The organism is Fulvivirga ulvae, assembly GCF_021389975.1.
Classification (GTDB): domain Bacteria; phylum Bacteroidota; class Bacteroidia; order Cytophagales; family Cyclobacteriaceae; genus Fulvivirga; species Fulvivirga ulvae.
On sequence record NZ_CP089981.1, the window covers coordinates 3243011 to 3256297 of the forward strand.

Sequence of the window (13287 nt, forward strand, 5' to 3'; positions counted from 1 at the left end):
TACTGTTATAGAGGAACTTACGTTTTTACAGTAGTGCTTCTGATGAGGAAAGGTAAACTGGTCAGGTAAAGGTTTCCGGTATTTTTTCTAATCGATTTTATTTAAAAGTTTACTGGCGAGTTCGGTATACATACCCTGTTGGTCAATGATCTTATGCAGCAATGCCTTCAATGGCTCAGGTTCATTGCTTTGGAGGTATGCCATCACCAGATACCACTGGCTATGTTGTGTTAAAATAGAGTCATTGCTTACTTCTATTAGGGCTTCAAAAGCTGCAATGGCCTTTTGAGATTCTTCAAGCTGGAGGTAGCAATTGCCTAGATAAAGGTAGTAGACCGGTTGATCGGGATTGGCGAAAACAGCCAGTTCAGTTGCAGCCTCCTGATATTTTCCTTCACTATATAACTGCAGCGCATTGGATATTGCTTCACCTTCTCCCCGTTGGATGGTCACTGCTGGATAAAGTTCGTAGAACTCTTCAAATTGGCTGCTGATGGGCTGATTGGAAATATAAAAAAAGTATCCGATGGAGGCTATCAAAAGGACAGAAGCGGCGGCTATCCATAATTTCTTAAAGTAGCGGGTGTTTTGATTTTCAGATATGGGAGTGTTTGCGGAAATACCTTTCAGGTAGGCTTTTAATTTTGCCTTTTCACTTGCTTTTATTGCGGCCACCACACGCTTTTCATGAAGCACCGCCTCTTTAAATTCAGGATCTTCCAGAAGAAGAATAAAGCTGCCCTTTTCACTTTCGGTAAGCGAATTGGTCAGATACTTATCTATAAGTACTCTATGGGTTTCTTCTTGCATACTTATAGTTTTTCGAGCTCTTTTGTTTTTTCTACAAGCTTTTTAAAACACCTTGATTTAGAAGTCTTGGCTACATCTGCACTTGCAAATCCCATGATGCCTGCTATATCATCCATACTCCTTTTTTCAATATAAAAATATTTAATGATCCTGTAACATTTCTCACCTATAGTTTCCAGTGCCCGGTTGGTGATGCTAAGGAGCTCAGCTTTATATTCCATATCGTCCAGGTCTGAGAGCTCATCATCTTTCAGGTACTGTTCGTAGTAGCCTTCTGCATCAATTGAGCTAATGATCGTTTTGCTTTTTTCCCGTTGTGCAGATAACCAAATATTATAGCAGATACCGAAGATATAGCTTTTGGCGTTTATTAAATGATCCAGTTTGCCGGCATGAACTTTATCTCTCAATTCCAGCAAGGCATCAATAAACAGGTCTTCAGCCTCTTCACCTGAGCACCTGGTTTTCTTCTTCAAACCATTGACACAATAGCTTTTATAAGCAATCACCAGATCCTCAAGGCAAGACGAGTCATCCTGTTTAAGTCTTTGAATTATACGGTCATTGTCAAGATGGATCACTTATTAGTGCAGATAGTTTAAAAAGGTAAACAACAAACACGTTAAAAAATTGTAAGCTGTCAAAGCCAATTTGGTCATTATTGTTTTAACAGCGGTTAAATTTATTAATTTAGAGTCAAATAATGAACACGAATATATGGAAGTTGTAATAGAATTTGGAAAGCTTTTGATACCTGCCGCAGTGGTGCTTTATGCCATGTACCTTGTAGTAAAGTCATTTCTGGATAAGGAACTTGAAAAACAGCGCATGGAGATCAGAAGCAAGAGCATAGAAACGGTGTTGCCAAACCGACTGCATGCCTATGAAAGGGTGTGTCTTTTCCTTGAGCGGATCACCCCAAATAACCTTGTTATAAGACTGAATAACGGGCAATATACAGCACGGGAATTTCAGCAAATACTGCTCAATGAAATACGTGAAGAATATAACCATAATGTATCTCAACAGCTTTATATGAGCGAAGAGGCCTGGGAACTTGTGAAATCGGCGAAGGAAGACCTGATCGTGATGGTAAATGAAGCAACCAACAGAATGCCTGAAAAAGCTACCAATATTGATTTAGCCAGGCAAATCTTTGAAATGGCTGTAGAAAAGGATTTCGATCCCATCCAGCATGCGCTGACACAGGTAAAAAATGAGATCAGACAAACTTTTTAAACACTGGCCTGCGTTGACCACTTAAATATGTAATTGATTTTATGGAAAATGTAAATAGTAATAAATTTTTTGACAGTGCTAAACAACGGGCAGCAAACATATTAAAGAACCAGGAAAGGCTGCTGAACCTGATGAAAGCTTCAGGAGCAAAATTGAAAGAAATTGACGTTGAGAAGCTCAAAGACAACAAGTTTATTGACAGGATAAAAGTGATCATCAGAATGGTGAAGGCTTATAAAAGCGGAGAGTACCGCGACATCCGGTGGCAGAGCGTATTACTTTTGGTAGCCGCACTGGTTTACTTTGTTACTCCTATTGATCTTATTCCCGACTTTATTCCAATAACCGGTTTGGTCGATGACTTTTCCGTGATCGTATGGGTCTATAGTAACCTTAAGGAAGAAATAGAAAGGTACATCCTTTGGGAAGAAGACAAGGTAGCAGAACGTAAATAGCATCTGATGACCTGGTTACCACATCAAAATCAGAATACTAAATGAGCAAAACAGCATTGGTGGCCGGAGCAACAGGGCTGATTGGTGATCAGCTTTTAGATCTGGTCCTTGAAGTATCCTATTATGACAAGGTGATCGTGCTTGCCCGCAGGCCTGTAGAAAAGAAAAGTGACAAACTTACAAACCTTCTGGCTGACTTTGAGAACCTCGATACCTATGCTTCTCAAATAAAGGCCGATGATGTATATTGCTGCCTGGGAACCACCATGAAAAAAGCAGGTAGTAAGGCCAAATTCAGGCAGGTTGACTTTAATTACACTTATCAGATAGCTAAACTTGCGCATGCCGGGGGAGCACAACAATTCTTGCTGATTTCCGCTTTGGGAGCTGATCCAAAATCGTCTGTTTTTTATAATAAGGTTAAGGGCGAAGTGGAGGAAGCCATAACTTCTATGGGTTTCAAATGCTATCATATTTTCAGACCGTCATTATTGATAGGGCAGCGTAACGAAATGAGGTTGGGTGAGGGACTGGGGAAAGTCTTCTTCAGCATATTTGGATTCTTCTTTGTCGGGCCTCTTAAGAAGTATAAAGCCATAGATTCTGTGAAGGTGGCAAGAGCAATGTTTGCTATGGCCAGGCAAAATAAAACAGGCAGGTTTATTCATGAATCAAAGGAACTTCAAAAATATTAACACATACTTTTTATGATTGCAGTTATACAAAGGGTATCGGAATCCTCAGTAAAAATTAATGGTAAGATAAACGGAGAAATAGGTACAGGCTTATTGGTATTTTTAGGCATTGAGGATGAGGATAATGAGGGGGATATTCAGTGGCTTAGCCGCAAGATAGCCAACATGAGGATTTTTGAAGATGAAAATGAAGTTATGAACAAAAGTTTGCTGGATGTGGGAGGAGATGTGTTGTTAATTAGTCAGTTTACCCTGCACGCCAGCACTAAGAAAGGAAACAGACCATCGTATATCAAAGCTGCCAAACCGGATGTGGCCATACCACTTTATGAAAAGTTTATTAAAAGGATAGAGGAAGAAATGGGAAAAACCATCGCTACCGGTGAGTTCGGAGCTGACATGAAAGTGGGACTGGTTAATGACGGACCTGTAACTATTATAATTGATACAAAGGATAAGAAATAAGTGCTATTGAACAGAACGGCATATGACAATTAAAGAAGCACAGGATATAGTTGATCGCTGGATCAATACTACCGGAGTAAGGTATTTTAACGAGCTTACCAATACCGCAATTCTGACCGAGGAGGTAGGGGAAGTGGCTCGCATAATGGCCCGCCGCTACGGAGAGCAGTCGGAAAAAGACTCAGATAAGCATAAAGACCTGGGCGATGAAATGGCTGATGTCTTATGGGTATTGATCTGTCTTGCCAATCAAACAGGAATAGACTTAACCGAGGCCTTCAAAAAGAACCTCGAGAAAAAGAATATCAGAGATAAAGACCGCCATAAGAACAATGAAAAGCTCAGATAAGCGGTTAGGTGTATTAGGAAACGCTAGGCTCCCTCAAAAGCACAATTTCGTCATTCCTGATCACAGGTACCACATCATACTCATCCAGTTTCAGACAGTATTCGATATCTTCATAGATGTTGAGCTTCTGGAGTCTTTTAGCATGCGATGAGCTTTGGACCAGGGCCAGTAAATTATGACTCATATCCTGGTAGGCAGCTTGTACTATTAAGGGAGCATCGCACTCGTTAGCGAAGTCATTTTGTAGCTTTTCAACCAAAGCTCCGGCAAAAAGTGAATCTTCCATATTGACTTTGCCTTTCCAGCCTGCACAGAAGATAAGTACATCCTTTTCCTGATCCCGCAGATACCGGGCTACAGCTGAGATATTCAGGAAAGCCCCTATAACGATTTCATCGGCTTCCCGGGATTTTTCTATGGCCACTGTACCGTTGGTAGTGGTTACAGCTACACTTTTACCCTTTAGTTCTGGGTTCATGTAGTCGAAGGGAGAGTTGCCAAGGTCAAAATGCTCAACCTTTTCGCCATTGCGTTCTCCGGCAATGTAGTAGCCTTTACTCTTCATTTGCTCACATTCGTTCAGTGAGGAGAATGGTTTTATACTTTTAACGCCATAAGCCATGCCGGTGGTCATGCATGAGGTTGCTCTTAAAATATCTACTACAACTACCACTTTATTTTTGACGTCAAACAGGTGAATGAGGTCAGGGCTAAGACAGACATCTATGGTTTTCATATGGGTACATTTATTTTAACCATGATAAAGCTGTAGGGGATGCAGCCTTATCATGGTATGCTATCGAAAGGTATATTATTCTATATTAACGGAAGTTTGTTAACTTCAGCTTTAAGTTTTCTGTTTCTTACTGCAATATAAATTTCACTGCCCGGAGTTGAAAATTCTTTTGTTACATAGCCAAGGCCGATGCCCTGGTTAAGTACCGGAGACATAGTACCGGAGGTTACTTTCCCTATTTCATTTCCATTAGCATCCTCGATAATATAATCATGACGAGGAATACCCTTGTCAATCATTTTAAATCCAACGAGTTTTCTGCTAACACCTTCCTCTTTTTGTTTTTTGAGGTTTTCAGCATTGATGAAGTCCTTAGTGAATTTAGTGATCCAGCCAAGGCCAGCCTCAAGAGGAGAAGTAGTGTCATCAATATCGTTGCCGTAGAGGCAGTATCCCATTTCGAGCCTCAGCGTATCGCGTGCACCCAGGCCTATAGGCTTGATGCCTTCTGCCTTGCCGGCATCCATGATCCTGTTCCAAACCTCCTCAGCGTCCTCATTCTTCACATATAATTCAAAGCCTCCTGCACCGGTATACCCTGTGGCAGACATGATCACATCTTTTACTCCGGCAAACTCGCCATAAGTAAATGTATAGAATTTAACCTCTGAGAGGTCGGTTTCGGTTAACTTTTGAAGTACCTCAGTTGCCTTTGGCCCTTGTACGGCAAACAAAGAGATGCTGTCCGAGATATTTTCCATCTCTGCACCTTCAGTATTATGCTGGCTGATCCAATTCCAGTCCTTTTCGATGTTGGAAGCATTTACAACCAGCATATATTCCTCATCTTTTAGCTTATAAACCAGCAGATCATCCACAACTCCCCCTTTGTCATTAGGAAGGCATGAGTATTGAGCTTTACCGTCTTCAAGTTTTGAGGCATCATTGCTGGTAACCTTCTGGATCAGGTCCAGAGCTTTTGGTCCCTTAACCATAAACTCGCCCATATGGGAAACATCAAACATGCCCACACCGTTGCGCACGGTCATGTGCTCCTCAATGTCGGATGAATATCTTACCGGCATATTGTAACCCGCAAAAGGTACCATTTTAGCGCCAAGGCCTGCATGAAGATCATTAAGCTGGATTTTCTTTAATTCCATAAGTCTATCGTCGTGTTTTAAAGTGTCAAAGGTAGTAATTCTGTAACTACTGATTAAATCGGTTGCAAATTTCTAAAAATTTTGCTCGGCTTCTTCTACTTTCTTAACCAATGTTTGGTATTCATTGACGAATATGCGGTACGCTTCATCAGGAATTAAAGGTCTGAGGTCCTCCAGGCTTAACTCTGCATAATTATTGAGTTGCACCCGGGCACATTGCAAAATATAAGCTTTTAGGAGCTTAACTGATTTAGGGTTAATTTCTATTCCGTTCAGCAGAATGCTATATGCCTCAAACTTGTCTTTGATTCCCAGGTAATTGGCTGCAGCTATTGTCATCTCCTCCATAAAAGGGTTCCTATAAGCAATGGCTTTATAATTTTGCGTTGCTTTTGTAGTATCTCCGTTAGCTTCATTGATCAATGCAGTGAAATAAAGTTTCTCAAGCGTATGTGCCCGGTCAAACTCCACACCCTGGTTAATTTTAGTGGATAAACCCCGGATATTGCCCTGGGCAGCAAGCATTTTAAGTTCATACCACTGAATCTTGTCAAATAATGTGGGGTCAGTGATTTCCATGCCTGCCAGCCTGGCATAATAAATTATAGCTTCAGCGTCGAGGTCCTTTCTTCGGAGTTTACCTGACATATCAAGAATTGCCTGGCCTTTATAGTTGGTATTCTCCACCTGGTCTATTAGCCGATTAAACTTTGTGGTATCAGCGTAGTCTAGCAGATACCTGAGATAGAGGTACTTATGCTGGTCGGAGGCATTGGTATAAGCTTCTTCTGTCGTGGAAAGTATAGCAAGCATATTTTGGGAGATCTCTTTTGCTTTGCTGTCTCCTGTTTGAAGTAATTCTGCCCAGGCAGCCTTTGCTTCGTTAATTCTCCGGTCTTCTGTTAAAGCAATTGCAAGATTAAACTTTGCATTATTGTAATTGCGGTCTGCTGCCCATTTAAAATAATCTGCCGCTACATAAGGCACTTGCTGCTCCAGCGCCCATAAGCCGATCAGGTTAAAATATTCGCCCGCATTGAAAGTGCTGGTATTGGCAACCCAATTTAATTCTCTGAAAGCCTCCGAGACCTGATGGTTTTTATAAAGATTCAGGTACTGTGCCAGTTTAAGTTTTTCGCTGAAGTGCTGATTGCCAGCGTGGCTGATATATTTATTAAGCAAGGCAACTTGCAGAGAGTCACTACCAAAAAGCTGATTAAATGCGCCGTTATATACTATAGAGGCATCAAGAAATGTCAGCGAAGAATCTTCAGGAAGAAAATTCCTTTCAAAGTGTTGCCTGGCCTTGCTTTTTAGTACAAAGCTGTTATTTACAGATATTTTATCATTCGAAATATCAAAACCGCTAAGCACGGAATCAGGATTTATATTAATGTCGTTTTGTGCGATGAGCGCTAAAAGATTGCAGCCTGCTGCCTGTCGGGTATTCCTCTGCTCATAAGCCTCATTGAGGTAATAAGCAGCAGTGTCGATGATATTTGTTTTTGCATACGCCAGCCCTATATTGTTGAGTATAGCCCCATTGTCTGGTGACAACTCCAATCCCCGGTTAAGCGCAAAAAGAGCATCAAAGAACCGCGATTGCTCCATATAAATATTGCTCAGGTTAACATAGCTTTGGGGTGTAGGGTTTTTGGCAATAGCTGCTTTATAGTGTACAGCCGCCTTTACGTCATCGTTGCGTTTCAGGGTAAGCTGGCCAAGCATATAATGCGATTTATGGTTATTATACCCAAAGATCGAAGCCTCCTCATAATAAGTCTCAGCCAAGCTTTTTTCCCGGTTATACAGATGCAGGTCGGCTATGCCATTGTAGTAGGCAGCTATGCTTTGGTTTACCGGAACCTCCCAGTTGGACTTGGCCACAAAAGCTATAAAGGCAATAAGCCCTGCCAGCCTGAAAGTGAAATAAGGCATGGCCGTCGGGCGGTATAATACCTTGTATACCTGCATATTTCTTTTGAGGGGATCAAGAAAATTGCTGGTAATGTATATCACAAAAATAGCCCCATAGCCGAGATGAGAATAAATGATAAAATCCCTGAACACCTCTATGGCCGGGTCATTGAATGTAGCCATAAAATGGCTTAAGGTAATAAAGCAGCAAATAGCCATGGCGATAAATGCTATGGCGCCAAAGGGATAGAAATTGAATAGATATTTATACTGCTCTTCGCGCTGGCGAAAACCCCATATTCCAAGAACGGAAGAGATCAGGAGCAGCAAAAAAAGATTTACATAAATGAAGTTCCAGTCTATGACATGCGTTTCATGCAGATATGCCAATACCAGGTTAGCCAGATAAATTGTAGTAATAATGTAGAAATGAGAAATTGCATTTTTGTTGGTGCCGGTACCTGAACTGGTAAGCAGATAGATAAAAGCCGCTACAATCTCATGAGCAACAATAAGTATAAAAATAAGGCTGATGATGAGCGGGTTGGCCACACCATAAGTAGCGAGATAGAGAAAAGGCGTTTCAACCCCGGCAAACAGGGCGATAGCCAGGGCCAGAATAATAGTGATAACGGTAAAAGACGCTAATCTGACCAGGAAGCTTGTATTTGGCTTTATACTGTTGAAGAAATATGATGCCGGAAGAAACAGCACCAGGGCAAGAATAAGACCCGATTTTTTTTCACTCCCAAAAAGCAGTAGCAACTCAAATTTAAAATTGACCAGTACCACTGCAAATAAAGCGATACCGGCAAAATACCAGAATCTTGGGAGTGTGGTTACCACCGTTAGTAAAAGGACTATACAAATTGTACTGATAATCAGCATTGCATAGTAAGAAGTGATGTTTATATCTGGTATGCTTCCGCTGTATTGCTGAATAAAAAGTGCATTGTCTGCTGAGGTGTTCAGGCTGAAGGGACCTGTCTTAAACGAGTCTATTAGTACGTTCACATACTCTGTTTTGGCTATTACGTCCCAGCCAAGTATGGTGTCGGGCCCTGAAAGGTAATTATAGCCAAACCAACCCAGGCAAATAAAGGCAAGTAGGATTAACCCAACGTATAGCTGTTTATACGGGGCAGGCCACTGTTTCCAGAAAAAAATTGATTGCATAATTATTACTCCATAACCTTAGGTACCCTGAAATAATCGGAGTCTTTCTGAGGGGCATTTTTTAAGGCCCTTTCGTGGCTAAGGTGTGGTTTTGGTTCATCCTCTCTCAAAGCATTTACTTCATGTGACATTGTAGTAAGAGGCTCAACACCTTCAGTATCCACCTCATTAAGCTTTTCCACCCAGGTAATGATCTTACTCATATCCGCCATCATCTCCTCCGCAGTATTTTCGTCAAACTCCAATCTTGCCAAATGCGCAATTTTATTCAAGAGATCTTTATCAATATTCATTCAGGTACCTTTTAAGTTCTGAGTTAATGACTTCATAGGTTTTTTGCTTTAATGCAGGCATATCTGCTAATGTCAGCCCCTGAGTTTCTATAGGCTCGTGGTAGACTATTTTCATTTTATGCCTTCGGGGCAAAAAACTCGAATCGGGCAAAATTATCCAATTATAAGGAATAGTGACGGGTATAATAGCAATTTGTTTTTCTATGGCAGTTCTGAACGGGCCATCTTTAAAACGGGTCATTTCAGGAGGGTTAGTAGTGAAAATGCCACCTTCAGGGAAAATCATCAGGCTTTTGCCTTCATCAATGGCCAGGCAACTCCTTAGAAAAGTGCCATACCTGCTTTTCAGACTGTCACGATTCACCGTAATATGCAATTTTTTATACATGAACCCAAAAAGAGGGATCTTCTCCATATCACTTTTTCCTACAAAAATGCTGTTGACCCGGTTTAAGCCCATAGCCGGTATATCCAGGTACGAAAAGTGGTTAGGACAAAAAATGTAAGATTTGTTTTTATCGAGATCAGCCCGGTATTCATTTTTATAGGGAATAAAGATAAGCGATAGAAATACCCGTGCCCACCACCGGTTAAATACACCTACCAGGTGAAACTGTCCCGGAAATATTACAGGGATCAATAACAAAGGAAAAAAAACTAAAAAAGTTAGAGAGAATATAACTACAGCATAGGCCGCATGTAGACCTCTGATAATTTTCATTAAACCAAAGTGATTCTGTTTTTTAATAATTCGTTTTGCCAAAAACATGAAGGAATGTAAGGATAAGCAAATTTAACAAGAGTTTAATATCATTTGAGGGCTAAACCATCATGCTAATTATTGAGCTTAACGACACAGCGCTGATCTTTTAAAATATCGAGTGCCTGGTCAAGGTTAAGCGAGGATTTAGTTTCGTCCATTTTTTCATTAAACGAAAACTTCAGCTCCTTTCTCTTCAGGGCCTCTACAAACCTTCTTACCTCTTCCTTATCTTCGAGTACTAGGGGAGGCACCTTTGTCGGGTTGTTGTCATCGTCCTTGGCTACCATGGTTACATAAGAAGTGTTGGTGTGCTTTACACTGCCAAGCTTTACATTTTCAGCAATTACCTTTATCCCAACCACCATGGATGTTCTGCCGGCATAATTTACTGATGCATGCAAAGACACCAGGTCACCGACTTCTACAGGCTGCAAAAATTCAACATCATCCACCGAGACGGTTACACAATAATTCCCCGCGTGCTTTGAGGCACATGCGTAAGCTACCTTATCTATAAGTGACAGTAAAATGCCCCCATGTATTTTGCCTCCGAAGTTGGCATATGAGGGGATCATTAATTCTGTAATGGTTGTTTTCGAATACTTTACAGTACGTCCGGGATGTTCCATGTTTTGAAGATAGAATAAGTTTTTTTATTCTGGTACTTTATTTTATACCTTTTACACAGCCACCTGCCCCTTCATAAAATATTTAAACATATTCATGTCCCGTTTACTGTGAAATTACCTGACAAGCATTTTAATTTCACTCCACTGATGTAATGCAAACTAACTTCATTACGAAAAATGCAAATCGTTTTGAATGTAAGGAGTTGAGAGTTATATTACCGTATTTTCTGATTAAAAGAATTTATACTAAGTGAAATTAAGAGGACTGAAATACAAACTACTGCTGCAAATTATGCCGGTAGTGACGGTGATTTTTCTTGCATGTATCGGATATATCATTTTTAGTCTTAGACAGCAGGCCATTGAGGATAATGAAAAGCTGGCTTTTAGCTATGTAGAAGAAGTGGCCAATGAAGTGAAGGCAAGAATGAATGAAGATATCGGGCTATCGCGTGCTATAGCCAATGCAGCAGCCGTTTATAAAGATTCGTTAGGCATAGTAAGGGAAAATTTTATTAAAGGAATGCTGTCAGGTGTTGTTGAAGGCGAAGATAGCTATCATAGTGCATGGCTGAGTATAGAGCTAAGCCACTTTGAGCCAACCTGGAACCTGCCCTATGGCAGAAAACGATATACCTTTTATCATCAGGGGCCGCCGGCTATTGATTCGGCAAACCTCAAAGGCGACTTAAGGGGTAGTAGCTACTTGCGGCTCAAACAGGAAAAACGGGAAGAGGTGAATGACCCGTATTATTACACAAAATACAGTGATGCCGGGGACGAGCGTAATGATGTATTGGGAACTTCTATATGTGCGCCTGTTCTTATTAACGGAGAGTTTGGAGGTGTCGGCGGTGTGGATATCTCTTTGGAGCACTTTCAGTATGTCTCCGACTTTAAGCCCTTTGACCAATCCCAGATATTTCTGATCTCCAATAATGGTACTTTTGTGTCTCATCCCAACCAAGAGTTAATAGGCAAGAAACTGGATGAAATGATTTCGCCGGAAATTGTAGACCGGCATGAGCTGGATGCCAAAATAAGCCATGGGCAATCATTCATGGTAGACACTGAGATAGCCAAAGACGGTGAGCTCTATCTGCTTGCTTTTGCTCCAATAGAACTAGGTAACTCATATTATCCCTGGACTATTGGTATAATTGTGCCCAGAGATGTGATACTTAAAGATGTGAACAACAGCCTGCTAAGGTCTCTGCTGATTGCCATATTCGGTATCGCTATCATTGCATTTGTACTCTGGAAGATATCCGATAATATAACCAAGCCACTAAACAAGGTTAATGCCCTGATCAAAGAGATTGCCCAGGGTGATATAGATCTGTCAAAAAAAGTACCTAACCCTACGGATGATGAGGTGGGGGAAATAAGCCTTTCGGCCAATGCCCTGATAGACGACCTGAATAATAAAGTAGAGTTTGCTAAAAGTATAGGCTCTGGTAACCTGGATATGGAGCACGAAACTGCGGGGGAGCAGGATATTTTGGGCAAATCGCTGATTGCTATGCGTGAAAGTCTCAAAGAATCCAAGATAGATGATGAACGACGAAGCTGGGTGAACCGCGGACTTGCGAAATTTACGGAAATACTCAGGCTGAATGAGGGAGAAATGGAGGAGTTCTATATCAAGGTGGTGAGTGAGATGGTCAAATATATAGGAGTAAACCAGGCGGGCCTTTTTGTGATAAATAATGACGAAGAAGACAATACCTACCTTGAGTTAGTAGCTGCATACGCTTATGAAAGAAGAAAATTCATCGAAAAAAGAGTAGACCTGGACGAGGGGCTGGTAGGGCAATGCTATAAAGAGAAGCAGCGTATTTCCCTTACAGAATTGCCGGCAGATTACATACATATTACCTCCGGGCTGGGCATTGCGCCACCTACACATGTATTTCTTGTGCCGATCAGGTTGGAAGAAGATGTTCTCGGAGTTATGGAGTTTGCTTCATTTGAAGTAGTGCCGGAATATAAAATAGAGTTTGTCGAGAAACTTGCAGAAAGCCTTGCCTCAACCATCTCCACCTTAAAAACCAACCAGCGGACCAGAATACTGCTGGAGCAGTCTCAGCAGCAGTCAGAGGAGTTGCGGGCGCAGGAAGAGGAAATGCGCCAAAACATGGAAGAAATGGAAGCTACCCAGGAAGAGATGAAGCGTACCCAGAAGCTGGTAGAGCAAAATCAAATGCTCATGGAGGTAATTCTCAACCAGGCCGGTGACTCTGTACTGGTTTTTGATAAGCATTATAGTATTGTGCTGATTAACGATGTATTGAAAGCCCGCTACAAAGGTACCCAATTTGAAATGGGGGTTGGAGATAACCTTTTGGAGAAGTTGGGAAGTCACAAAGATATGTGGCAGAAGCACTATGAGAAAGTTCTTGGCGGGCAGCAACTTCAGTTTACTATTAAGAGCCAGCTTAAGGATAGTGAAAACTTCAGGTTCTATTTTATGAGCCCGATCAGGGATACACACGGCGAAGTCAGGTACGTAAGCGTAATAACCCGGGATGCCAATATTGACCAGTACAGCAATGTGCTGACCCAGGAACAGTTTGAGTCTTTATAACAACCAATTT

At 41.3% G+C, this 13287-nt stretch carries 14 protein-coding genes; 6 read left to right on the forward strand and 8 right to left on the reverse strand.

Annotated features, from left to right (window positions below; genetic code table 11):
* Positions 1-87: 87 nt before the first annotated feature.
* On the reverse strand, positions 88-810 hold the full coding sequence (locus LVD17_RS13710; protein ID WP_233767598.1) for a tetratricopeptide repeat protein: 723 nt from the start codon (positions 808-810) through the stop codon (positions 88-90).
* Between the two features lie 2 nt (positions 811-812).
* On the reverse strand, positions 813-1391 hold the full coding sequence (locus tag LVD17_RS13715) for an RNA polymerase sigma factor (RefSeq protein WP_233767599.1): 579 nt from the start codon (positions 1389-1391) through the stop codon (positions 813-815).
* Positions 1392-1527: 136 nt separating this feature from the next.
* Here LVD17_RS13715 and LVD17_RS13720 point away from each other — a divergent pair, with 136 nt between their 5' ends.
* The 5 genes from LVD17_RS13720 to LVD17_RS13740 are packed head-to-tail and all read left to right on the forward strand — an operon-like array spanning position 1528 to position 4013.
* Complete coding sequence (locus LVD17_RS13720; protein WP_233767600.1) at positions 1528-2049, forward strand: DUF7935 family protein; 522 nt, start codon at positions 1528-1530, stop codon at positions 2047-2049.
* Between the two features lie 41 nt (positions 2050-2090).
* A complete protein-coding gene (locus LVD17_RS13725) occupies positions 2091-2504 on the forward strand; it encodes a YkvA family protein (RefSeq protein ID WP_233767601.1) in 414 nt (137 codons plus the stop codon).
* 41 nt (positions 2505-2545) lie between these two features.
* Entirely contained in the window at positions 2546-3199 is a 654-nt protein-coding gene (locus tag LVD17_RS13730) for an oxidoreductase (RefSeq protein ID WP_233767603.1), read from the forward strand.
* Positions 3200-3211: 12 nt separating this feature from the next.
* Positions 3212-3664: a D-aminoacyl-tRNA deacylase gene (gene dtd, locus LVD17_RS13735; protein ID WP_233767604.1), complete on the forward strand. Its 453-nt coding sequence runs from the start codon at positions 3212-3214 to the stop codon at positions 3662-3664.
* Positions 3665-3686: 22 nt separating this feature from the next.
* Complete coding sequence (locus tag LVD17_RS13740) at positions 3687-4013, forward strand: nucleotide pyrophosphohydrolase (RefSeq protein ID WP_233767605.1); 327 nt, start codon at positions 3687-3689, stop codon at positions 4011-4013.
* 13 nt (positions 4014-4026) lie between these two features.
* Here the strand turns inward: LVD17_RS13740 and LVD17_RS13745 are convergent, their stop codons facing one another.
* The 6 genes from LVD17_RS13745 to LVD17_RS13770 all read right to left on the reverse strand — a co-directional run bounded on the left by LVD17_RS13745 (position 4027) and on the right by LVD17_RS13770 (position 10690).
* Positions 4027-4749 carry a 2-phosphosulfolactate phosphatase gene (locus tag LVD17_RS13745; RefSeq protein ID WP_233767607.1) on the reverse strand — a complete coding sequence of 241 codons (723 nt, stop codon included), beginning with the start codon at positions 4747-4749 and terminating at the stop codon, positions 4027-4029.
* 80 nt (positions 4750-4829) lie between these two features.
* On the reverse strand, positions 4830-5912 hold the full coding sequence (gcvT, locus tag LVD17_RS13750) for a glycine cleavage system aminomethyltransferase GcvT (protein ID WP_233767609.1): 1083 nt from the start codon (positions 5910-5912) through the stop codon (positions 4830-4832).
* Between the two features lie 72 nt (positions 5913-5984).
* On the reverse strand, positions 5985-9005 hold the full coding sequence (locus LVD17_RS13755) for a tetratricopeptide repeat protein (protein ID WP_233767611.1): 3021 nt from the start codon (positions 9003-9005) through the stop codon (positions 5985-5987).
* A gap of 5 nt (positions 9006-9010) precedes the next feature.
* The gene (gene gatC / locus LVD17_RS13760; RefSeq protein WP_233767614.1) at positions 9011-9298 is read right to left on the reverse strand and encodes an Asp-tRNA(Asn)/Glu-tRNA(Gln) amidotransferase subunit GatC; all 288 of its coding nucleotides are present in this window, start codon (positions 9296-9298) and stop codon (positions 9011-9013) included.
* Positions 9288-10019, reverse strand: coding sequence for a lysophospholipid acyltransferase family protein (locus tag LVD17_RS13765; RefSeq protein ID WP_233767616.1), 732 nt, complete (start codon positions 10017-10019; stop codon positions 9288-9290). Before LVD17_RS13765 ends, gatC begins: the two co-directional genes overlap by 11 nt.
* A 113-nt stretch (positions 10020-10132) precedes the next feature.
* On the reverse strand, positions 10133-10690 hold the full coding sequence (locus LVD17_RS13770) for an acyl-CoA thioesterase (RefSeq protein WP_233767618.1): 558 nt from the start codon (positions 10688-10690) through the stop codon (positions 10133-10135).
* Positions 10691-10940: 250 nt separating this feature from the next.
* Here LVD17_RS13770 and LVD17_RS13775 point away from each other — a divergent pair, with 250 nt between their 5' ends.
* On the forward strand, positions 10941-13277 hold the full coding sequence (locus LVD17_RS13775; RefSeq protein ID WP_233767620.1) for a cache domain-containing protein: 2337 nt from the start codon (positions 10941-10943) through the stop codon (positions 13275-13277).
* Positions 13278-13287: the final 10 nt, after the last annotated feature.

Bases quoted from the DNA above. Each gene is read 5' to 3' on its own strand.
- LVD17_RS13710 (WP_233767598.1), bottom strand. From the start codon at position 810: ATGCAAGAAGAAACCCATAGAGTACTTATAGATAAGTATCTGACCAAT.
- LVD17_RS13720 (WP_233767600.1), top strand. From the start codon at position 1,528: ATGGAAGTTGTAATAGAATTTGGAAAGCTTTTGATACCTGCCGCAGTG.
- LVD17_RS13725 (WP_233767601.1), top strand. From the start codon at position 2,091: ATGGAAAATGTAAATAGTAATAAATTTTTTGACAGTGCTAAACAACGG.
- LVD17_RS13730 (WP_233767603.1), top strand. From the start codon at position 2,546: ATGAGCAAAACAGCATTGGTGGCCGGAGCAACAGGGCTGATTGGTGAT.
- dtd (WP_233767604.1), top strand. From the start codon at position 3,212: ATGATTGCAGTTATACAAAGGGTATCGGAATCCTCAGTAAAAATTAAT.
- LVD17_RS13740 (WP_233767605.1), top strand. From the start codon at position 3,687: ATGACAATTAAAGAAGCACAGGATATAGTTGATCGCTGGATCAATACT.
- LVD17_RS13745 (WP_233767607.1), bottom strand. From the start codon at position 4,749: ATGAAAACCATAGATGTCTGTCTTAGCCCTGACCTCATTCACCTGTTT.
- gcvT (WP_233767609.1), bottom strand. From the start codon at position 5,912: ATGGAATTAAAGAAAATCCAGCTTAATGATCTTCATGCAGGCCTTGGC.
- LVD17_RS13755 (WP_233767611.1), bottom strand. From the start codon at position 9,005: ATGCAATCAATTTTTTTCTGGAAACAGTGGCCTGCCCCGTATAAACAG.
- gatC (WP_233767614.1), bottom strand. From the start codon at position 9,298: ATGAATATTGATAAAGATCTCTTGAATAAAATTGCGCATTTGGCAAGA.
- LVD17_RS13765 (WP_233767616.1), bottom strand. From the start codon at position 10,019: ATGAAAATTATCAGAGGTCTACATGCGGCCTATGCTGTAGTTATATTC.
- LVD17_RS13770 (WP_233767618.1), bottom strand. From the start codon at position 10,690: ATGGAACATCCCGGACGTACTGTAAAGTATTCGAAAACAACCATTACA.